At 46.9% G+C, this 22608-nt stretch carries 20 protein-coding genes and 2 tRNA genes; 7 read left to right on the top strand and 15 right to left on the bottom strand.

All coding sequences use genetic code 11. The features are described from left to right. The 4 genes from VMX96_01745 to VMX96_01730 all read right to left on the bottom strand — a co-directional run. On the bottom strand, positions 1-1390 hold a 1390-nt coding region (locus VMX96_01745; GenBank protein ID HUU62633.1), incomplete at its 3' end, for a hydantoinase/oxoprolinase family protein. A gap of 63 nt (positions 1391-1453) precedes the next feature. Continuing rightward, positions 1454-1582, bottom strand: coding sequence for a hypothetical protein (locus tag VMX96_01740; protein ID HUU62632.1), 129 nt, complete (start codon positions 1580-1582; stop codon positions 1454-1456). A gap of 10 nt (positions 1583-1592) precedes the next feature. Then, positions 1593-1772 (bottom strand): hypothetical protein, encoded by a 180-nt coding sequence (locus tag VMX96_01735; protein HUU62631.1) that lies wholly within the window; start codon positions 1770-1772, stop codon positions 1593-1595. Further along, positions 1769-1912, bottom strand: coding sequence for a hypothetical protein (locus tag VMX96_01730; protein ID HUU62630.1), 144 nt, complete (start codon positions 1910-1912; stop codon positions 1769-1771). Before VMX96_01730 ends, VMX96_01735 begins: the two co-directional genes overlap by 4 nt. Before the next feature lie 270 nt (positions 1913-2182). Between VMX96_01730 and VMX96_01725 the strand changes: the two genes are divergently transcribed. Together VMX96_01725 and VMX96_01720 are read left to right on the top strand one after the other, a co-directional pair. Next, complete coding sequence (locus tag VMX96_01725; protein HUU62629.1) at positions 2183-3631, top strand: OB-fold domain-containing protein; 1449 nt, start codon at positions 2183-2185, stop codon at positions 3629-3631. Positions 3632-3643: 12 nt separating this feature from the next. Then, entirely contained in the window at positions 3644-4813 is a 1170-nt protein-coding gene (locus tag VMX96_01720; GenBank protein ID HUU62628.1) for an acetyl-CoA acetyltransferase, read from the top strand. 1208 nt (positions 4814-6021) lie between these two features. Here the strand turns inward: VMX96_01720 and VMX96_01715 are convergent. From VMX96_01715 to VMX96_01685, 7 genes are all read right to left on the bottom strand, one after another. Next, positions 6022-7155, bottom strand: a complete 1134-nt coding sequence (locus tag VMX96_01715; GenBank protein HUU62627.1) for a glycosyltransferase — start codon at positions 7153-7155, stop codon at positions 6022-6024. Continuing rightward, a complete protein-coding gene (gene asnB, locus VMX96_01710) occupies positions 7148-8839 on the bottom strand; it encodes an asparagine synthase (glutamine-hydrolyzing) (GenBank protein HUU62626.1) in 1692 nt (563 codons plus the stop codon). The genes VMX96_01715 and asnB overlap by 8 nt, the downstream gene beginning before the upstream one ends. Before the next feature lie 6 nt (positions 8840-8845). After that, the gene (locus VMX96_01705; protein HUU62625.1) at positions 8846-9673 is read right to left on the bottom strand and encodes a prenyltransferase/squalene oxidase repeat-containing protein; all 828 of its coding nucleotides are present in this window, start codon (positions 9671-9673) and stop codon (positions 8846-8848) included. Between the two features lie 13 nt (positions 9674-9686). Next, entirely contained in the window at positions 9687-12995 is a 3309-nt protein-coding gene (locus VMX96_01700) for an MBL fold metallo-hydrolase (protein ID HUU62624.1), read from the bottom strand. Between the two features lie 208 nt (positions 12996-13203). Beyond that, on the bottom strand, positions 13204-13518 hold the full coding sequence (locus VMX96_01695; protein ID HUU62623.1) for a PqqD family protein: 315 nt from the start codon (positions 13516-13518) through the stop codon (positions 13204-13206). Continuing rightward, entirely contained in the window at positions 13506-14522 is a 1017-nt protein-coding gene (locus VMX96_01690; protein ID HUU62622.1) for a radical SAM protein, read from the bottom strand. The genes VMX96_01695 and VMX96_01690 overlap by 13 nt, the downstream gene beginning before the upstream one ends. 473 nt (positions 14523-14995) lie before the next feature. Continuing rightward, a complete protein-coding gene (locus VMX96_01685) occupies positions 14996-15364 on the bottom strand; it encodes a uracil-DNA glycosylase family protein (GenBank protein ID HUU62621.1) in 369 nt (122 codons plus the stop codon). A gap of 406 nt (positions 15365-15770) precedes the next feature. Here VMX96_01685 and VMX96_01680 point away from each other — a divergent pair, with 406 nt between their 5' ends. Beyond that, complete coding sequence (locus tag VMX96_01680) at positions 15771-16538, top strand: hypothetical protein (GenBank protein HUU62620.1); 768 nt, start codon at positions 15771-15773, stop codon at positions 16536-16538. Between the two features lie 192 nt (positions 16539-16730). Here VMX96_01680 and VMX96_01675 read toward each other — a convergent pair whose 3' ends face one another. Both VMX96_01675 and VMX96_01670 read right to left on the bottom strand, forming a co-directional pair. Further along, positions 16731-17648, bottom strand: a complete 918-nt coding sequence (locus VMX96_01675) for a hypothetical protein (GenBank protein ID HUU62619.1) — start codon at positions 17646-17648, stop codon at positions 16731-16733. Between the two features lie 229 nt (positions 17649-17877). Next, entirely contained in the window at positions 17878-18018 is a 141-nt protein-coding gene (locus VMX96_01670; GenBank protein ID HUU62618.1) for a DUF5679 domain-containing protein, read from the bottom strand. A 240-nt stretch (positions 18019-18258) separates the two neighbouring features. Here VMX96_01670 and VMX96_01665 point away from each other — a divergent pair. Together VMX96_01665 and VMX96_01660 are read left to right on the top strand one after the other, a co-directional pair. Continuing rightward, positions 18259-18331 (top strand) — tRNA-Arg (locus VMX96_01665). A gap of 646 nt (positions 18332-18977) precedes the next feature. Then, positions 18978-19304 carry a hypothetical protein gene (locus VMX96_01660; GenBank protein HUU62617.1) on the top strand — a complete coding sequence of 109 codons (327 nt, stop codon included), beginning with the start codon at positions 18978-18980 and terminating at the stop codon, positions 19302-19304. 415 nt (positions 19305-19719) lie between these two features. Here the strand turns inward: VMX96_01660 and VMX96_01655 are convergent, their stop codons facing one another. Then, positions 19720-20382 carry a helix-turn-helix domain-containing protein gene (locus tag VMX96_01655; protein ID HUU62616.1) on the bottom strand — a complete coding sequence of 221 codons (663 nt, stop codon included), beginning with the start codon at positions 20380-20382 and terminating at the stop codon, positions 19720-19722. Between VMX96_01655 and VMX96_01650 the strand changes: the two genes are divergently transcribed. Then, positions 20363-20425, top strand: a tRNA-Arg gene (locus tag VMX96_01650). The two genes, VMX96_01655 and VMX96_01650, sit on opposite strands and share 20 nt — an antisense overlap. Positions 20426-20665: 240 nt before the next feature. Then, positions 20666-21703, top strand: coding sequence for a type 2 isopentenyl-diphosphate Delta-isomerase (gene fni / locus VMX96_01645; protein HUU62615.1), 1038 nt, complete (start codon positions 20666-20668; stop codon positions 21701-21703). A gap of 431 nt (positions 21704-22134) precedes the next feature. On the opposite strand, the gene VMX96_01640 is transcribed toward fni, so the two are convergent. Further along, positions 22135-22608 carry a dCMP deaminase family protein gene (locus tag VMX96_01640; protein HUU62614.1) on the bottom strand — a complete coding sequence of 158 codons (474 nt, stop codon included), beginning with the start codon at positions 22606-22608 and terminating at the stop codon, positions 22135-22137.

Here is a 22608-nt window from a genome sequence, read left to right as displayed (position 1 = left end):
AATCTGCCGGGGAGAATCCCCGAGCATAGAGCACTGCCCTGATGTGCTCCTTCATAGTGCTGTTGATGAGCTTATACACCCCCTCTGCGAGGTAATAGGGGTCGACGCCCAGGACATCGGCACATTTCTCCTTGATAGCCTTGAGGGCCTTCTCTTTGTTTAGTTTGAGCTTGCCTCCCAGGTAATTGTCCGGATTCAGGATGCCCATGATGAGGACACAGTCCATAACCGTGGGCACCTCGTTTCCCATATCGTAGGAGACCGGTCCCGGGTCGGCCCCGGCGCTCTCGGGACCAACGGTAATCCGCATGGTGATGGGGTCGATGGTAACGTACATCCCGGTGCCGGCGCCGATAGTATCCATGAGCAGGGTGGGAATATTGAATATCCTGCGGTTGATGACCACCTCGCGCAGCATGACAGGCTCGCCGCTCATGATGAGGCCCACGTCGAAGCTGGTACCGCCCATGTCGGAGCATACCCAGTTGCCTGTCCCCATCACCTGCTCCAGATAGCGAACCCCGAGCAGACCCCCGATAGGCCCGGAGAAGCACCCTTCATAGATTCGGGGGTAGCGAATATTGGTCACGCCTCCGTGTGCCAGAACTATCTGAAGCGGATACCTGTATCCACTGTCCTGGAGCTTGCGCTCGATCCCAGACAGCTGTTCGCGTCCAGGCTCTGCAGCGCTGGCATGGAGCACGAGCGTGTTTAGTCGCGATTGCTCCCTGGTAATAGGACAAAGCTGGCAAGAGAGATACACCGGCACCTGGCGACCCCGCTTCCCCATTATCTCGTGGGCTATCTCTGACACCCTCAGCTCGTGCATCGGATTCAGGTATGAATACCACAGGCAGACAGCGATGGCGTCTACTCCCTTATCCAGTAGTTCCTCTATGGCCCTTACCACCTCATGCTCATATAGCGGTATGGCCTCGGAGGCAAACGCATCTATCCTGCCGGTTACGCCCTTAACTAGCCGTCGAGGTACCAGGGGCCTGTTGTGAGCATGCGTGACATGGTGGAGAACATCCTGGTAAGCATAGCCGGCATAGGTCTGGGCGCTCCGTTCGTGGAGGAAGATGTCCTCATCCCCCCGTTGGGTGATGACTCCCACCTTCTGGCCAGTCCCGGTAAGAATCACATTCATCATCGAAGTGCCACAATAGACTAAGGCCTCAACACTGGGGAGGATATTACCCGCCTGCTTTTTGAAATCGATATCCCAGTACTCGAAGGCATCCGTCAGCGACTCCCAAACACCCAGGGATTGATCCTGGGGGGTAGTTGCCGCCTTGCCGATTGTGAAGTTACCCTCGCTGTCTACCACCATCATGTCAGTCATGGTGCCGCCGGCATCACTGGCAATTATCTGTACCTGGTGTTCCATGTCGCCTCCTTGCAAGTTCTACAGAGATTGGGGCTCGTAATGTATCACATCCACACCACTGTGTCAAACACACTGTTGGCTTGAAGCTAGAATAATACCATAAAGTTGAAGGAAGAATAATACCTTGAGTGATGGATAGTATCCTCCAGAGATGGTCTGAGCCACAGATACGATTCCTACTCTTTCAGCCATGTAATCCTCCTTACCTATCTTTCACCCAGCGTTCGAGGCCAAAATCGGCGGTGTCCTGCTCACTTAATAGACTCCATAAACCGTCATCGCAATAGCGCAGGGTTGATTTGCGGTCTATATCCTGCACCGCCCGGGTGGTTGCCTTGGTCATGATGAGCGCCGCCAGGCGCATGCCGCCAATTCTCCTCACCACCTCCTTGGCCTTATTAAGGTACTGATCCAGCAGAAGACTTTATTGGCGAAGCCGATGCGATAGGCTTCCTTGCCATCGATGACATGCCCGGTGCAGCAAAACTCGATAGCCTTGGAAACGCCTACTCGGTATGCCATGTTTGCTGTTGCTTCCTCCTTTTCCACTCAGCAATCCGTTTTCAATATACCCGCTAAAGTCAGCGAAGCTCAAGCCCCTCGAGCGAAAATTAGGGCTTTTTCTTATTTATTTTCGCCTTGACGCCACCTCGGGAGCATGGTATATTCCCACTGCGTCATTAAAACGGTTCACCCAGGAATCGGATTTGACATTCCGTCTGAACACGAGGCTGAACGCTTGATATAAAATGACTTGGTGGGCTAAGCCCTAAATTCAAATAGGAGGTGACAATGATAGGGATAACATCATATGGTGCCTACATACCCTGGCACCGGATAGACCGGCAGAATTTCCTTAAAGCCTGGGGGGGCTTTGCCATGCCCGGAGAGAAGGCGGTCGCTTGCTATGATGAGGATAGCCTGACCATGTCGGTAGAGGCAGCCATAGACTGCCTGAAAGATATAGACCCACATAACGTAGATGGCCTCTACTTTGCCACTACCACCTCTCCCTATAAGGAGAAGCAATGCTCGGCCTTAATGGCCTTGCCCCTCGATCTGCGTCGGGATATACGCACTGCTGATATAACCACCTCGCTACGCTCGGGGACAACCGCTATGTCCCTGGCCCTGGATACCATTAAAGCCGGTACGGCAAATAGCATCCTGGTAACCGCGGCTGATAGCCGCATGGCAGCCCCGGGCGGCATGCTGGAGCAGGGCCTGGGCGATGGCGCCGCTGCCCTTCTTCTGGGCAGGGATAATGTCATTGCCGAGATTAAGGAGAGCTATTCCATATCGGATGAGCTGGCGGGGACCTGGCGTTCTGAGAGCGACACCTTTGTGCGCGCCTGGGAAGACCGCATGGTACTGGACGAGGGCTACTCCAAGGTTTTACCCGAGGCCATATCTGGCTTGATGGGTAAGTGTGGCCTCTCGCCCAAAGACCTCACCAAGGTCGTTTTCGACCCCTCTGGCGATGTTAGGAGGCACGGCCGTGCGGCAGCAGCCCTGGGTTTTGACCCCTCTCAACTCCAGGACCCGTTTAGCCTCTTTATGAGTGTGGGTATAACCGGCTGTGCTATGGCTCCGATGATGCTGGTAAGCGCCCTGGAGGAGGCCAAGCCAGGAGATAAGATACTCTTTGCCGGTTTTGGAAATGGCGCCGACGCATTTCTCATGGAGGTAACCGATGTCATAGAGAAGCTGGGAGAGCGCCGCGGGATGAGAAAGCATCTAGAGTCCAAGCGGATGCTGGAAAACTATAATGACTATCTGCGCTGGCGTGAGCTGGTTCCTCTGGAGATGGCGAGGAGGCCCGAAAAGCAGCACATCCGCCTATCCGCTATCTGGCGGGAGAGGAGGGTCCTGCTGGGACTCTGGGGCGTCAAGTGCAGGCGCTGCGGCACCCCGCAGTATGACAACGGCGCTATGAGCACGTCACCCATCCGCGTGTGTGCCAAGTGTCAGGCGCAGGACGATTTTAGGGACTATAACTTCGCCGGAAGGAAGGCTAAAATCTTCAGCTTCACCCATGATCAACTGGCCCAGGTCGCTGATCCACCCGCCTCGGTAGTGCTGATCGACTTCGAGGGAGGGGGAAGGGCGTTCTTCGACCTCACCGATCGCGACCCGGAAAAGATCGAGGTGGGTACTGAGGTGGAGATGACCTTCAGGAAGATGCAATTCGATCGGGGCATCACCAACTATTTCTGGAAGGCCAGGCCTATAAGGTGTTAAAGGAGGCAAGAGATGTCAGGTAGCATTAAGGATAGAGTCGCCATTGTAGGTATGGGCTGCACCAAGTTTGGCGAGCTGTGGGACAAGGGCCCCAGCGACCTCATCGTGGATGCGGTCAGCGAAGCCTACGCCGATGCCGGTGTCGAGGCAAAGGATATCGAGGCCGTGTGGGTAGGCACCCTTTTCAGTGGAATGGGCGGCCGCTCCGTCAGCGAGCCCTTGAAGCTGCAGTACCTTCCGGTTACCAGGGTAGAGAACGCCTGTGGCTCCGGCCATGAGGCGGTGAGGGGTGCCTCCTATGCTGTAGCCGCCGGTATTCACGATATTTGTATGGCTGTGGGTTTCGAGAAGCTGAAAGATGAGGGCATGAGCGGCCTGCCGGGCATGGAGAATCATACCAACACCCACTATCAGTCAAGCATGCCCGGCGTCTTCGCCATTGTGGCCACCAGGTACTTCAATCGCTACGGATTGAGCCCCGAAGAGGGTAAGACCATGCTGGCCAAGATCTCGATCAAGAGCCACCACAACGGCACACTCAATCCCAAGGCCCATTTGAGGAGGGAGTTAACCCTGGAGCAGGTGTTAAACGCTCCTATTATCGCCTGGCCGCTGGGGCTCTTTGACTGCTGTGGCGTCTCCGATGGCGCTTCAGCAGCTATCATCGCCCGCGCCGATATAGCAAAGAAGTTCCGACCCGATCCGGTATATATAAAGGCACTTCAGATATGCGCCGGCCCCACATCGGGACGAATGACATCAGAGTACGACTACACCCATGTTGAGGAGACCTATCGTGCCGGCGTAGCTGCCTACGCGGAGGCTGGGATTAAGGATCCCCGAAAGGAAATTAGCATGGCCGAGGTCCACGACTGCTTCTCCATAAGCGAGGCTGTTGCCATGGAGGATCTCCAGTTCAGCCCTCGTGGCAAGGTGAAGCAGGACATCGAGGCGGGCACTTTTCACCTTGACGGCGCTCTACCGGTGCAACCCGATGGAGGGCTGAAGTGCTTCGGACACCCCATAGGTGCTTCCGGTATAAGGATGATTTACGAGCTTTATCTCCAGCTTCAGGGCAGGGCTGATAAACGTCAGCTAAAAGACCCCAAGTTGGGCCTGGCACATAACATGGGCTATGAGCCCTACGCATCAGTAGTAAGCGTCTGCATTGTCGGGCTTTAAGGCTCTATTTATACTGCACTCTACGCAGTACATAATCTGGGAAGATATCCGATTGTCAAAGACCTGTAATCAATCATTATAAAGCCTCCTGACTATAAATCATTTGATGAATGGGTAACAGATAAACCAGAAGCTGATACCATTTTTATAGCAAGAAAACCACGATTTTCAACAAAGGTGGATTAGCTGGAAGCAGGAAACATCTACGTCTGTAGTAGCTGCACAGGTGTGCGTGCGGTTACTATGGAGACTAATTCGAGCGCTGCTAGCCAATTCAATATCGATCCAACCATGACACCATGATCAGAAGTCCGGGTGTCGGTATTTTATATCTACAGTGAATTAAAAAAGGTGATTTTGACACCCTAATCCGGGGAGAATTCAGAGAACTACACAGAACAAGCCATGTTTTCGAGCAGAACCGAGCAAAATGGCAGCAGCAACAAAACGTCAGTTTGTGCAATGGCTAGGAAATGCTGATGTGAACTTGCTATACGTGCAGCTGTTATAATAAGCTGAGGTGGATTGAACCGTTAACAGAACGAGGATAACACAGGCGAACAGTTTTTTGCTGGAAAAATCGTGATCACACCTAATCGGGGCAATAGCATTTACTAGCGATTGTCTGAAAAGACCGGGGTATCATTTAAATACCACCGCCTACTGAATCTTGAGGTATTATTCTCATAACATGACCCTCTTCACGAACTAATTTACACTGAACCATCATTACCTTCTCGGTGGAAGGTCTCTCACTCCGTGAAGGAGCCATGTGACTCCGATACCATGTGGGATTCAATTTGTAGATCGTATAGCTGTTATCTGGATTCTCTAGTACTGCGATTATCTTTTGCACTCGCGCTAGTGTGGCTTGAGATAAACCGATTTGAGGTGTCCTCTGGTGTGCACTCTTAATAACTATGCGCTCGTCGCCGAGAAACGCCTCGTTACTAAAGTCAGACAGCAATGCAGTTCCCAGATATTGTGCCACCCACTTTGCCATTTCATGTCCCCACTGATTAGCTGCTCTTCCTGATATTCTGTCTTGCGGCATACTTACCTCCCAAAGGTCAGATGTTATAAACTTTGGTATTATTCCATCGGCACATGGGTAGGCTGCCGATAATCTGCTACTCCTGGGAAGTGTATATTGTTGTAAATCAAAACTCGGTATCCTGTGCACAAGAGGATCGAAATCGTTTCTTTGTTCAATAACAGCTCAGGATATTGCTATAAAGGGCTTCGGTGGCAGCAAGGTAATCGCGGTACGTAGCGAGCTGACCTTCAGACTGTCTTGGCTTGGCTCGCTTATCCAACCAGCGCACAATCTCCTCTGCGGCTAAAGATGGATTTACAGGCTGGACCACAAGGACTTGTTCATCACCAATAGCCACAAGCCCTTCATATGTCTCGGCGAAATCTGTTCGATCCGTTATAATTCCGACACCCGAACACATAGCCTCCATTGCTAAATTAGACACGACGGGATGTGGCAAACCTGATTCAAATAAAAAGAGAGCGTCTAACTGATCCAGCAGATGCGGCATTTTCCAAGGGGGTACAAACGGTTTCCAAATAATATTGGAAACTACTTCTTGGCCCAGAGTGCTCTGGAGGTCAGACATGCCTTTTCCCTGACCAACGAACACACACTCGAATTGACCTGTGAGTCGATGCATAATCTCAGCAATATGGTGCAAACCCTTAGACTGCCAATGATAATTGACCTTGCCTATGACAGCTAGCCGCTGTTTGAGCTCCGGACCCTCTCTTGGAACAAACGCTTCAGCATCAACAACGTAAGGCGGTTGCAAAACCAAATTCTTATTCATTGGCTTCAGCAAATCTTTGTGTCGTTCATCAGTAACCACCACGTCAGCACAGTTTATTGTCTCGTAGAGCACTGCCCCTAAAACCTTCCCTTTGAGGAACTTCTCTATGTCCGAGCCACCATGCCGGAGCACATGTACGATGCCGGTGATACGCTTAGCTATATGACCTATGATGCCGTAGGGCACGAGGTAGCCCGTGTCCAGAACTCGCACTTTGTGCTCTTGAATCATTCTTATTGTAAGATCCAGCAAGGTCAGGAAGTTCTCATCGCCTTCTGGTATATGCCAAGGAATCTCCTCTTTGGGTCGGTGTATCCACAGGTTAGGCAACACTTCGGGAGGTTCATCGTTGCCTTGAATGCGGTATTCTCGTCCAGCATCGAGCCCATCAGTGATAATGTGAACCTCGTGACCTCTAGCTGCTAATCCGCGGGCTATCCAGTAGGTTTTAGCAGCAATGCCTCCTTCCAAGGGGGGGTACTTGCTGAGAATAGCAATTGTTCTAGACATTTACTGGCTCTGATAAGAAAGCCTTATTAAAGAGGTCAAACAGATACACGTCGGTCTTAGTATGCAGATAATCCTTAAGAGGACGATCGGAAAAAGCTACATCACTAACTGCGTTCTCCATTCTTTCTTGAATTGGCTTTGCAATATTGCTCAGTGCTGTGGGCATGCCCATCTTCCGGCGCACCAGAACCCACTCCAAACCTAGTTGCTCCAACTCGGGACGGAAGGCATCCCTCAGAATTCGTTTGGTTATCCGTTTGTCAGGCACCTTGTACTCAATAGGCAGTCGCAAAGCAAAATCTGCCAAGTCGTCGAATAGGTATGCAGGACGAATCTCGAAGCCAAAAGCCCCAGATGATCTGTCTACGCTTTGCAAATGGCAGTTCGACAAGCCACTTCTCATCAAGGCGTCAAAGAGATTGCGACGGTATATTCTCTCGTCCTCGGGCGAGGAGAAAAGCTCCTCTACCATTTGACGCACTCCATCGCCAACCGGCATTGAATTCATGCGATTTCTAATGCGGTCTGAGAACCCCAAGGGATGAGTATAGATCCAGTAGTAACCGCCAAATAGCTCGTCGGCACCCTCTCCTGAGAAAGCAACTCGAACGTGTTGAGATACAGTTTCAGATATGAGGTGGAAGGCAGGCGCCCCCTGCAAGTCGAACACTCCTCCCGCTAATAGGCCCTCGTAGTGAGTCGTAAAGTGTTCAAGTCTTGAGAAATAGTCATGAAGACCTACTACCCGTTCGACATGCTGGGTGCCAAGTCTCTGGGCTACCTCTCTAGCTGCTAAAAAGTCTGGATTAGTATTATTGTCAGCTAAGGTAAAGGTCGTGACGGGACGATCAAGTATGGCCCGCGCAACCAGGGTCAAGATTGTTGAATCCAACCCTCCTGAAAGATAGATACCCATGGGGTGGTCACCATGACGCAGGAGCAAGTCCATTGTTTCAATAAGATGCTCTCTCAACTGGGCAATCGCAGTCTGGTACTCGGGGTGTTCTCCCTCATCCTGGTACCGCGCCTGGGGCAATTCCCCGAATTTCTGAACTGATCGTTTGCCTTCACCAAAATTAACGACGGTGCCTGGTTCGACCTGCTGAATCCCTTCAAACAAAGTCTTGTCAGCAGAGTATACGTATCCAAAGACCATGGACTCCTGGAGGGCTGCGATGTTTAACTGAGGAGAAATGCTTGGGTGTGCCAAAAGAGCTTTGATTTCAGACCCAAAGACTATCTTTTCCCCTAAGTCTGCGTAATACAGGGGCTTAATGCCAAATCTGTCGCGGGTCAAGAGCAACCGATCGCCATCCAAGATGACCACCGCGAACATTCCCTTAAGACGCTCCGCGAAGCCGAGTCCATGGTGGACATATAGCTTGGCTACAACCTCAGATTCCAAGTTCGTATGGAAAATAGTGCCATTCACTGCCAATTGCGTTCGCAGGGCGTCGACGTTATAGATCTCGCCATTAAGGAGAACAGCGACGTTTGTTTCTATGTCGTAAAACACAGCCGGGGCAACTGGATCGCCAACAATGGCCAGACGGGATGCCCCCAGACTGCTATTATCATTTGTCATGCAGTCCAGACCGTCTGGTCCGCGGTGAGCCACAGCTTGGGCCATTTTGACCACTGTTGCCTCATCTGGCTGATCCCATATGCCCACGATTCCACACATAGATTACTATTCCTTCATAGAGCGAAGGGCACTAGCTGCCCCAATTAGGGCCATCGCCGTACCTTCGTCCAGGTAGTGATAGGGCCACATCCCATTGTCGAGTTGTCGTGACTGAAGCCAAGACATCCCTCGTTCGAATGTCTGAGCTGGAACCCGTGATGCGAATCCTGATAACCCCCAGAGGGCCACACCCGTACTCCAGGGATCGCTCCCCACCGGATGCCCCTTCCAGGGGCCAAAGCCACCGTCGTCCCCTTGCTCACTGCACAGTAAAGCGATGGTGCGCTCCACCAAGTCATTCTTAGTGGGGGCCTGGGGATGCATCTGGGCGAGCAAAAAGAAGGCTCCCTTGTACGTGAGCTGCACACTAGAGTCAAGGTCGTGTTTCCACTCGTCAGCCAACCAATCCAGTGCCTCTAGTTCTACTACCTCTGGCAAAACAGCAATAACCAACCCGGTGACCGGGATTCGCGGCTGATCGCGCTCCGTCTTTCCCCATGCCCCACAGGGCTTCTGCACAGAATCAAGCCACTGCTTTCCACGCTCTAGTTGTGTAGAGTAATCCCCACCATAGAAAGACACAAATCCTAAGCACCACAATGTTTCCTCAACATCGGCCCATCCTCCATCTTCACGCTGGGCATCTATCAAGTATGAGGCCAGGGTGTGGCCAGGGAAAGTAGAACTGGCAGAGCAGCCGCTGGCCAACAATGCCCAGCCAGCCCGCGCCAGGCGGATGGCCTCCAACCGGCTATCTAGTGCTTCATGTATAAAACAAGCCAATCTAATAATCGTAAGGTTAGTCATCTCATGTATAGATACTGCTTGATTCACTTGTTGATAACTCCTAAGCAGTCTTTAGTTCACAGCCAACCTCATAGAGATGGCGAAGTCGCTCTTGAATGACATCGTGTGATGTAGCTTCTTTGCACGTTTTACATATACAGAAAAGGGCTTCATCTTCTCCATAACGATCGAATTCAGATTCATTTATAGGTACAAATTCATCGCACTGAACACACCATACCCTATAAGAATGACTTTCACTCTCAGCTTCTTCAACTTCACCTTTTTCCTTTGACGGACTCCAGAGACGGATAGTTATTCCGACATCTATAGGTAAGAGTGAAAACTTACCCTCGTACAATTCTCTTAGCCGTTTGATAAGGTCCCTCCGAAGACCTCCCCGTAGCTCTTCCCCAAACTCGCCGATAAGTATCAGAGGCTCATCAACTTTCGGCTGGGGAGCCTTGTCATATAATCGAAGAAGCGTGGACAGAAGCCTTAATACGCCAATTAAATAAGGATGCCGGTTTTTACGAACTAGATTTTCACATGCTTCTTCCTTCTCAGGATCTTCATCACATTGATCATACTTAGCGAAAGACATTCCTTCATCAATAAGCGAACCGAGGTGCATCAAAATGACATTGCACCTAGAATTCGCGTTATCGACTGAGACATATTGAGTAGCGATATCGCTGATCACTCGCTCTTGATCGCCCTGCTTTATACGTTCTTCTGAGATAGGATCATCAATTTCGCCATAAATCCATTTAGTATCCCCTGTATAACCAAATGTAACTATCGTTTCATCTTCTGTAGGAAGCTTTATTTTAACTAAAAACCCAAAGCTATCGGAATAACCACTGTGATCATTGTGATAGGCCCTTGTAGGTATTATCTCGACTCTGGGATATTCATCTTTATTTGGCCTCTTCCCCGGTTCTGACGGCAATATAGCTCGATAATCCATAAGCTGAGGATCAGCATCCAACACCTCTGTAGAAGTCTTCTTATCCTTGCCTTCTTTTTTTTCAGGAGGGACATGCTCAAAACAAAATTTTGGTCCTTTATGAAGATTTTCAAAATAATCAGGGGAGATCTCTTTATTAATATCAATGATGTAAGGCTCAAGAAAGTGACGGTAGGTCGGGTTCTCTATTATATGTTCTAGTCTCTTATATACTCCTAGTGTGAGGATAACATGAATGCGCCTTGTATATTTACCCCGCTTTGAGAGTTCGAAGAGGAGATTGATTATAGACTCAAAATCCCGAATATGATCAAGATCGGCATGGCTTATAAGGACTATGTCAATATCTCTTAAGCTAAAGCCCATATGGAATAAATTTCTCACGAAGTCGAAGCCAGGATCAATTGCTATTCCAAGGTCCACTTGACCAGTTTTATTAGCATGATATATCAGATAGCCTCCTCCTACGGAACGTCCTTTGGCTGGCGATGAAGAGTTCCATCTACGAAGGCCAGCGAAATAAAGCCCATTGCCACCAGCTTGGTGGATACTTCGTCTATCGAGGTGGCGGAGGAATAACCTATTCCATTGTTTAATAACTTTCTCGTAATGATCCTCTAAGAGATAAACATGTTTGTCACCATCACTATTCACCCTTGCGCATTTCAGGAGTCCAATGAAAGCACTTCTATCTAATATTCCATCCCAACATATATATTGGTTTGAATAATTTGAATTTAGTGAATTGACTACCTGCTCGGTTTGATAGCGTAGCTCAAGGTCATTTATTCTCAGATTATCGCGGTTATTCTCCAACTTGATTAAACGCTTAGTAAATATATCTCTATCACCTTTAAACTGTTTTTCGTAAAAAACTAGCATTCGATCGCTGAACTGATTAAAGTGATCAGGATTTATCCGCATGAGGTCAATTCCTTTGAGTTTGCATTGAGGACAGCTACCCGCTTCAATCACTTCATTACGTTTTTCTTCGTTCTCTAATATGCCTAACTTCCTCTGTTGGTATAACTTCGAGTTTATTTTCTGCAGTTCATGTGTCGTGTGACTATCTCCCTTAACAGACTTGGTCTCACTTATCTTGGTTATCCACGCTAGGTACTCAGCTAACTGTTCGTAATAGCCTATACGATTAGGACTTTGGTATTCAACAGACCTGAAATATTGTCGTCTAAAGGCTGTACCTAACCTCCTTAAATAAGGCAAATTTCTGCTAATCCAATCTGGGGCCTTTTCGGTCTGCTCAACCAGAGGACCGATGATCTCACTTAAGTAGACAAGATGATGTTGCATGAGTATACTCAAAAAGCGCCCTTTAATATTCTGACGATATTCACCATTTTCAACTTTGGGTACACAGACGTCTGTTTTCCTTGCCTCAAGCTCATAGGGGAAACAATTGTCACGGCAAAATCTTATGGAGAAAAGCTTTTTACACGTCTCACTAAGGCATTGCGAACTCTTATCTAACCGTGCCATCTGCTGATAGGCCTCAGCTTTAATAAGATCACGCTTCATCTTCTTATATTCTTTATCGGCATCGTCAAACTTTTTACGGTAGATATGCAAGGTATCAAGCGAATGATATGCTAGCTGTATTTTCAGCTGAATATCAGCCCGATAGAGGACAGCAGGTAAATATAATAGTTTAGTATAGCAACGATTACTAAAGAACTCGATTTCGTTTTTATAGAGACTATGGAGCATATCCAAATCATAGATGATTTTATTAAACTCCAGAACAGCATTGCGATAACGAGAGTTGTGAAAATAGGAAATCCCAATATTGTACCTTGCTAATAGATCGTAGAAATGACTGAATTCGCGTCCAAACTCAATGCGTTTGTTTTTAATTAATCGGTGTGCGCGTTGGGCAAAACCTAGTTGTTCTAGTTCTTCTGCTGCAGCGGAAAGCTCAAGGAGATAGATTACTGCTAACTTGTTTGTTTGGATTCTTTGCGCCTTCTTTGCATTAGCCAGGGGTGGAGGCGGAAGGTGTTTCTCAAGATATGCCACTACATCATCCAGACGGCGAAAGTAGCAATCAGTACCTCTCTCTTGGATCATAGCGCGAATTCGCTTGGCATAGAATAAGTGAGACCAGTAACTCTCAATAGGTTTCAAGTTGAGATTCTTTTGCGATTTCTCTGGCCATATGACTGTTTCGATAGGAAAGGCATATTCCTCCCAATTAAGAGCATCTGACCAACGTCGTTCTTTCCACTTAGTACAGCGAGTAGGCCCAAAGCATGATTCAATCTGCTGTTCCGCTTTTTTTGAGAGAGGCAGACAGTCTTGGATCACTCTATACTCTTCTTCGTCGATCCATACGTCGATCTGCGCGTTGAGTGTTTCTAGCTTCTCGAAATCGGCTTGATTCATGACATCTCCCTAACATATGGTGACTGACAAGACCAATCAAGGCTACTTAGGCGAACATCAGAAGCATTTAAAGACGAAATGCACTGTTTAATAAGTCTAACGGCAAGCGTGGCACGAAGAGCATTGCTTACAAATTACGCTCTTACCAGAAGCCTCAATAATGCGAATAGGGAAATTCATCTTCTTCTCTTTGCTCAGCACAGGGCGCTCATATTTCATTTTTTTCTTCTCCATTGCTTCGCCTCCCGATAAGTTTTTCTTCAAATAAGTCATTAACAAGTTCTCGAAGATCCCTCTCTCCTTGCTCTGGAACTACTTCAAAGGCCTCTAAAAAACTTCCTTTCAACTCAATCCACTCAGCACCATTCCCTAAAGCTTCTAGGATCCAAAAGGATGTACTATTAAGGCGGAACTCATCGCCTGTAACTACGTTGAAAGCAAAGAACCAGTCCTGATCTGGTATTGAACGCAGCACTATATTGGGCTCCAAGACTAATACAACTCCAGGTTTTAACGCCAGCATTGAGGATCCTCCGCCATATAGTTACCGGTAGTAGAAAAGGCCATAGCTCGGCAACCTCTGCAAGTTGTTAGGAGGTTACAATCTCGACACTTGCCCCCCAAGTCTTGCGGGTTGCGGATTTTCCAGAGAACGTCTGAATCATACCAGATGGCGAAGAGGCCGTCTTTTAAAACATTGCCGATAGGAATGGGTAGGCGGCGACAAGGGTAGACGGTCCCATCTGGCATAATAGTCAAAGCATTATTACCGGCTGAGCATAGGGCACCTACAGTGGGGTCATCGGGAGCTACAAGAGTAAACAGCGGCCTGTACATAAGCACTCGGACCTTAGTCCCGTTCACTGCCATTTCATGAACCCTCTCATAAAGCGACTTGAGTTCTTGGGTGGAGAGAAGCTGATCCCGAAGCCCTTCACCTCTACCTTCAGGTATCAGTCGCTCCAAGGAAAAAGTGTCTACACCCTCGTCATCCAACAACGCGATAAGAGCGGGTATGTCTTTGTAGTTGAGGTGGCTAATAGTGGTCATGACGCTGACTGCGAGACCGCAATCCTTTAAACGGCGAATGGACTGCAAGGTTTCCTCGTAACTTCCTTTGCCTCTGATGGCATCATTAATTGCAGGTTTTGACCCTTCTAAAGAAACCTGTACCCGCCGCAGCTTTTTCTGGTTCTTCAGTGCATGCGCAAAGTCATCTGAGATTAGGGAGCCATTAGTAAGGACATCATAGTAGGCAAAACTGTCTAGGTAGTCAACTCGATCCATCAGAGCGAAGAGCTCATCATGACGAACGAACGGCTCCCCCCCTGTAAGCGAGAGAGACCCTTGCTTCTCCCATTTCAGAAGTGCTTCATCCATCCGACGAAGGACCAATTCGAGATCGGCAAGGGGTAATTCCTGTGTCGGATGACTGTTCTGATAGCAATGGCGACAGTGTTTGTTGCACCGCTCCGTGATATGCCACTGGAAGTAGAACTCGTCTTCAAGGTTCAGTTGCGGTTCCATTTTCTAGATCCTTGGGAGTTAGTGGCTACATTTTACACCAAATGCTAGGGAAAACAAGTTGTAAAATTAAAAAACAATTACATATGAGCGCCAATACGGCCATAGGGCCTAAAATATCTCAATTTTTATTCAAATTTTAATCTGCTATGGGTGAAGTTTTAAAGCGCTCCTAGGCAAATTGCCACACTGTAACGCTATTTTACCCAGATAGGAGCTTGGTCAAGTTCGCATAGGAATAGATCCGCTAATATTTTGCCGACATACTCGAAGTAGTTGACTGGTTCTTCCCCCTCCTCACTGACAAAGTATCTGTGGCTCTCCAGAAACTTTCCTCTAGATATACTCACATGGAGTAGCGGAATGATATTTACTGCCGACGGATCGTAGGACTTTGTACTTTTTCTGAACTCATCCCCCAGTAATTTCGCTCCCCAGTATGAGAAACGGCGTAAAGGCTCCTTACCCTCAGTTCTCTAGAGGAATTCAAAAGCAAATGCTCCAAACGTTAAAACGATCTTAGGTTTGAAATGCTCAATCTTGGTCTGAAGTTTATCCATTTCCGCTTTCACTTGTGGCACCTCTGTCCAATCACAGCTCCTATCATCTGGTTTATTATCAGGGTTTGTGACTGCGTTTCTGATATACAACCTCGCCGTGTCAAACCTGCGCTTCTTTTTCCTGTACAAAGATTCCTGCGTATATTCAAGTATAGGTGTCCAGATATTATGACGGGCGGGATGCCTTGGATCCAAGGGTGCAAGAAGCTGTTCATGCCACTTCTTTGGTGGCGAATCGGCAACAAGCCAAATGGGAAATTTAGGGTCGCCACATGAAGGCTCCATTATCCCTCCTTACACAGTCAAGGTAAGTGGTAACGCTAGTCAGTTAAATACCGATGGGAGAATTATACAACAATAGTGATAAGTAAGTTTCGAACCACTAATGTCCTGAGCACCGATGAAGCGCTAAAGTTTTTTATGGTACTCCCCTGCTATACTAAACAAAAAGCCATTGCGTGTAGCAGAGCACTCGTTGGGTTACCTTAGAATTTGCTACCATAATAAGCGTAGTACTATCAGAAAGGTTCTCTAGGATGTGAGGGTGAGATAATCTACCTTTAGAGCACCGAGGTGGCGTACTAGGAGCCAGGCTGGCCTAGCTTCTATACTTGGAAAGTGCTAATAAGCTATAATAACGTCAAAGTGCAAGTTCCGGCTTGTAATCAGATGACTTAGATTGGGGGCTAAGTTGAGTTTGGTCGACAGCTTTTCAGACCTTTCGCCAGCCGAACAAGCTGTGCTGTTATACGTCGTTGGGCATTGGACCCAAAAAGAACTACTAAACCGATACCATGTATCCTACAGCGAGTTTAGTCGTGCACGAAAGGAACTTGTAGTAAATGGCGTCTTGGAAACAGAAAACACCGCTTCGGAGAAGGGGCTCAATAGGGTCCCAACCAAAGCGTGGATCGAGATTCAGTCTTCGCTTCGGAATAGACTGGAACAGTCTCAAGAAGAAACGCGCGCTGCTTCGGTTGATAACGTACGGCTGAAGGAGAACATTTCGGCCCTCAATGCTCAGGTTGAAACCCTATTTAGTAAAATCTCCGAGCAGGAGAAGCTACAAGAGGGAAGCCACGATCTGAATGACCTCTTATGCCGCTTCGCTACTACGGGAATCAATGCACAGTGGGTCAGAAGTGTAGTAGCACTCACCCTCATCGAAGCGGCTATGAAGATGAAGCTTGAGCAGCTTGGCATATCCATCAAGCCTAATGTCTCTTTTGGGGAGTTGCGAACCACCCTCGAAGAAGCAGTTCAGGCCATAGAGAAGAGGAAACTGCGGCCGCGCCTTTTGGGCCTAAGTGAACTCTCTGAAATGCGAAATAAGATCATCCACACCGGCCACCTGTTTTTAAGCTTACCTAAAACTGAGGCCGACACACTCGTTGACAACGTGAGCGACTTACTCAGTGAAATACTCGATTTCCCTGAAGATGTGCATGGGCAAAAATAGTGGGGGTACTATAAGTGAAGCTAGCAGGAAAATAGGGGTAACGGAGCAAACAGGAACTAATGCGTTAAAAAATTTTGAATAATTTTATAACTTTATTTTACATCCCTTGACTTCGGTCCTCCTTTCAACCTCCTAGGCCCGCTGCGAACAACTCCTCTTTTGGGTTGCCGCATTAGCAGTCTACCCTACTCCTCACGCTATCAGACTTTTGAGTTTTGTGACACTGTATTTCAACTCTAAATCTTCTAACGTAGCTAATCTCTCTTTTAGTTTAATCTTGTCTCCCGACTCAATCCAATCTCTTAGAATATTTAACTCGACAACTATGCCTATGTCCATTACTTCGTGTAAGGTCTTCATATATTTAATTAATTCATCACGCATAACCTTGATCTCCATAAAATCTCTTTCGAAAAGAAGCCTTCTTCCTATATCTGTTGCATCCGGAATTGCGTGAACATCTTTTGACAAATCTCTATAGAGATTGCTGTAGAGCGTGTCGAACGGCTTGGGAATGTCAACAACGTGCCAGTCTATTAGCTGTTTGACGACTTCTGAAAATGGTGGTATCTGAACAAATTGCTTCTGAAATTCTGGGTCACTGAAAAGGATAGCTGTTTTGTCGAGGATTGCTACGGACGTTTCTTCCAAATCTTTTTCAACCGAAGGCTTTCGTTCAATTAGACCTTCTATCCAGTCCCTAACCGATTTGCGTTTTTCCTTGCCTTTACTTAATACAATAGCCTTCTCTCTAAAGCTTTTGTGAGCTAAACACTCCCAAAAGGCGCCTCTTAGAATTAACTCTAGGGTACTTCTCAAGAGAACGTAAGCTGAACTGTAATAGCCTGAGAGTGCCTCTAAAAACGAACGATGTGCCTGATGGAAAGCTTCCCAATGATAAGTAAGGAATGCTGACTTGGAATGCCAGTTCACCCCGGTCTCACTAGGTAGGCAGAAAGACATAAGATACATGAATTCATGAATAGAATCATGAGTCTTTTGGATTATTTCATAATTGCTCTTGATGGAGGTGCGTATGTTCGGGAATCCTATCTCTTGCTCGATATGCGAAAGCGCCTTGTCAAGTAGTGACTTATCAACTTCGCCCATTACCAGCCAACCTTCCTTTAACAGCTCAGTGACTCTATTATACATGATATTTGTAGCTAGGAAATGGGACTCCGTTGTGGGTTGCTAGCTTGCACATCTCAACAAAATGAGGTGCTCGCTGAGCAACATGACACAACAATTGTCCATTATGTGCAATGAGCACAAAAGAGGCCGGGCATCATCTGGAAAGCCCAGCCTCTTACATACTATAGATACTCAAATACCAGCTTTAACTCTTCCCTATTCTAAATGCTTTGGTGTTGCATTTCGGGCACACGCCCTGAGTGGCCGGACGGCCATTCTTCATCGTGATTGACTTCGGGTCCTTGATATCCACCTTTTTTCGGCACTTCATACAATATGCTTGCATTAATCCACCCCTCATTCTTAATTAGAATAATATCGATGCATCGAATAGCTATAAAGCTGATAAATTTATTCGCAATTACTGTCTTTCAGTATTGACATATGATAAACGGTTGTAATATAGTCCAAGGGTAATATCATGCGACGCACAAATTCAAGAAATCTGAAAGGAGGTGACGAAAAAAAAGACCAACTGCTTCGTCATTTTTTACCCAGGTTTTTGGGTGGAGACAGATACGAAATTGTCCCTGTGATTCACTAAATACAGCAACTGCCTTCTAAGCAGTGGGTCGTGAGTTCGAATCTCACCAGGGACGCTTTTGATTGCTTAACGTTTTGCTTAACAATTTGCTTAACTTTTGCCATTGCTCTCTCCTTTCTTAACCTTCGGTTTTCTCTTCCTCTTATAGTCCAAGCTTAGTACTACCCAATCGTGACCTAGTTTCTTGAGATATCTAGACAACCTCCCTTCAACACAGCCCCCTATCTTAACTACTGACTTTCACCCCAACGGCGCCTTATAAAACTTCAGGCTATCCTGAAAAGTAACCGATCTGGTATATCTTTGTACCATCTCTAATGATTCCCATCTGCCGTAAGCCCGCACTGCGGTATTGACCTGTGTCAAAGCCTCCCTACAATAAACCACATTTTTGTCAGGGTTTTCCCCACAAATAAAAATACATACTTTCCCCACAAAAGATACATACTTTCCCGACAGACAAATGGCGAATCTTGTGTTAGTCTATATGCGAGCCTTTTGCCAGGCACTTCCTGCAGGTAGCCACAATCACATACGGGCAAAACACATACTCAATTTTTCAACAGAGAGGATTTTAGTAAATGCAGAGAAGTAAGATGAAACCCACACCTGGGCAAAAAACAATCTGGATATGCCCCTATTGCTCAAGTAACTCAAATGATAGACAAACCCTGTATGAACATCTACTCTTGAGGCATAACATGGATACTCATTACGCTTTGGAATTAGTGACGGATATGGAGACAACTGGCTCAATCGCTAAAGCCACAGAATACATAGCTAATGAGAAAATAGTCCGTTTTGTCAAGTTTAATAACTTAGTGCAAACCAGAGAGGCAGAAATGGATATGAATGCGTTTATCAGTGAAGCAGACGCATGGTTCGGTGAAGCTGTGGCTGCTGATAAGGAAGCCAGAAAGACCCAAAAGAAGGAGGCAAGGAAGAGCTATCTAGTGAAGCAGACGCAGCGTATGAAAAGGCAATGGCATTTGATAAGAAGGCAACCAAGTGCTTCTGGCCGATTGTAGCAGCATTGGTCGACTTCCTAAGTTGAATAGCATTATAAGCTGACTCGCTATTCAAGCTATATTCGCTTTACTAGGTATTCCTGATGCCATTATAGCAAAAATGCTTCCGCAACGAATTTCAGCCTTTCACCCCAACGGCGGTTTATAAAACCGCAAGCTATCCTCAAATGTAACCGACCTAGTGTATCGCTGTACCATCTCTAATGATTCCCATCTGCCCAGGTCTTTGATGGTCATTGTGTCAACCCCTGCCTTACGCAGTAGGCAAGCAAAGGTTCGGCGGAATGTGTAAGGGTTACAGGGCAAGCCTGTTTCCTTTTCTAACCTCTTTAACATTGAGATTATGCCCCATTTATTCAAATCCCAGATATTGCCATTAGGTTGATACTGAGAGAGCCATTCTTTTAAGTATCTTTCAGATAGCTCTCCAAAGGGGGCAAATCCTGCCTTCCTGCCCTTTCCTAAAACTTCTACTGTTCTTATTATCCCAACTTATTTCTTGTGGTTTAATATTCGCTAATTCGGCTAGCCTTAAACCACTTTCAGCAAATAGCGACAGAATGGCTTTGTCTCTTGAACAGTGCGCTTTTTCCACAATAATCAGTACCTGCTCTGCGGTTAAGCTTGGAAGTACCGGTCTACCGAGTATAGGAGCTAAAATATTGAGCATAGGATTGTTCAGACCATACTCAGCCTTAAGCCAGCGATGGAAGGTCTTAATGGCACGAAATGAAGCATGTCTCGTGGCAAATCCATTGTTGTTTGCGGGTATTGAATTTAAGTATCGTTGTATTTTTTGGGGAGTCGCTGCAAGGTAATCGACATTAGCAGCATACTTATACAGCCTGTCTATATAGAATTCAACAGTACGAGGGCTTACACCCATTGCCTTACGTGATAGAATAAAGAGGTTGAGGTAGTCTATTTGAGGTTTTGAATGCTCAACTAGAGCATCCAGTAGTTTCTGTGAAGGTGGCCTTTTGCCGTGCTTAACTTGGCTGATATATGGTTTGCTTAAATTGCTTAACTCCGCTAATTCGGAAACACTGGTTTTGTTAAGCAGTTTAGCTACATGCAACTGCCTTCTAAGCAGTGGGTCGCTGGTTCGAATCCAGCCAGGGACGCTAGCTACAAAATGAGGGGGTTCTGAAAGGGATCCCCACTACTTTTTCAACAAGTAATTGAGTCGAAATATTTCTTTCTCGCGACTCACTGCCTAGTCAAAGATTTCTCATCACACAAGGCTCATAAACATATCACGGAACAGTCAGAATCTAACCTGTAAAAGGTAGTTTATTTTTAAACGCTAATTTCAATAATTTATAACAAGATTATCTAGCTAAATAAGAACAGGAGGAAATGTGAACGAATCAAACACCCGACGCAAGATTGACTACATGGAAATAGCATTGAATAAAAATTTGGAGATCAATGAGAATGCCACTGGATTAGAAGATTATTGGTTTGTCCATCAGGCCTTACCAGAGGTCAACTTGGCTGACATAGATTTGTCGATTTCCCTCTTCGGCAAGACGCTCAGCGCTCCCCTCATCATATCACCACTCGTAGGAGGTGTAGAAGCAGCCACAAGTATAAATCGCAATTTGGCCAAAGCAGCTCAATCATTGGGAGTAGCTATGGGGGTAGGCTCGCAGCGGTGTGCAATTGATAATCCTGACATGGCATCGACGTATGTAGTGCGCGACATAGCTCCTGATATCTTACTCTTCGCTAACCTTGGAGCCGTTCAGCTTAACCACGGTTATGGGATCTCTGAGTGCCGCCGTGCCGTAGAGATGATAGGCGCCGATGGGTTGATCCTACACCTTAATCCGCTGCAAGAGGCTCTTCAGACCGATGGAGACACCAACTTTGCTGGACTCCTTACTAAGATTGAGAGGATTTGTCGTGAACTGACAGTACCAGTGGTCGTAAAGGAAATCGGCACAGGAATATCCGAAGATGTAGCTCGAAAACTGGCCTCAATTGGGGTTGCCGGTATTGACGTAGCCGGTGCCGGTGGCACGACGTGGAGCGAGGTAGAAAGGCATCGCTCGAACAGCTATTTGCTTAATAATAGTTACTCTGTTTTCAAATCGTGGGGCATACCACTAGCAGAATCGATCAAGATGACACGCAACGGCGCACCAAAAATGCCACTTATAGCAAGTGGTGGCATTCGTAACGGCATACATGTAGCCAAGGCCATCGCTCTAGGCACAGATATGGCGGGTATTGCTGCGCCAATGCTTAGGGCAGCGAATATTTCGGCAGAGGCAGTAATAGCGGCATTACAGGATGTGATCAAAACACTAAGGATTTGCATGTTCTGCATAGGCACTTCTAAGTTGGATGAATTGAGGGATTCATGTTTTCTTAAAAGAAGAACAAGGGATTAAGTATACACTACTATTTGCGCGTTTGTCATACAATTTTCAAAGAATTTCTGCATTACACAGACATCACAGATATTGCAGAAAAATCAGGTAAATCATAAAATGTCCTTGGTCGAGGGTCTTGGTGGTGACTCATTGACTAGTTAAAATTGAGGTGCGAGAAAGACAACAAGTCAGTGTATTGAAAGTGGGGTTTTCTGCCCTTTCAGCTACGAATATTACCCTCAATAACTTCTAAGCAGTGGGTCGCTGGTTCGAATCCAGCCAGGGACGCTAGCTACAAACCTGAGAGTATCCTAATGGAATCTCCCTTATATCTCCCCATAAGTCGTGGTGTATAATCCTTATCCCATTATGTAAAGTTGTATCTTTTCTCTTTATGTTTTTTACCCCTGTTCTCCTCTTTTTCCTCATGATAGCTCACAGGTAATCCCCTAAGCCAGATAGGTTATACTGGAAGACGGTTTCTTATGCAATTCAAACTCTATATTGGCTTCCACAAATAGGTCTCTGAAAGAGTTATCAGCATACATGCCAAAGGTCATAAACCGCTTTATCTTGGCATTTACTAGCATCTTGGCACATAGTATACATGGCGTATGTGTGACATAAATTGTAGCATCTTCCAGGCTTACTCCATGGAGAGCTGCCTGAATGATTACATTTTGCTCTGCGTGGATGCCCCGGCATAGCTCATGCCTCGTTCCAGATGGTACATCCATGCCATCTCTCAGGCAGCCAAGCTCAAGGCAATCCTTAAGTCCAGAGGCAGCACCGTTATATCCGGTAGCTAATATGTGTTTGTCCCTTACTGCCACTGCCCCTACATGGTGCCGGCGACACGTCGAGCGTTCTGCCACTACGGACGCTATTTTTAAAAAATATTCATCGATATCTGGCCTAGATAT

The sequence above is a fragment of the Dehalococcoidia bacterium genome (assembly GCA_035528575.1).
GTDB lineage: Bacteria > Chloroflexota > Dehalococcoidia > E44-bin15 > E44-bin15 > DATKYK01.
Note: the sequence above shows the minus strand (reverse complement) of the source record. Positions and strands in the feature narration are given on the sequence as shown.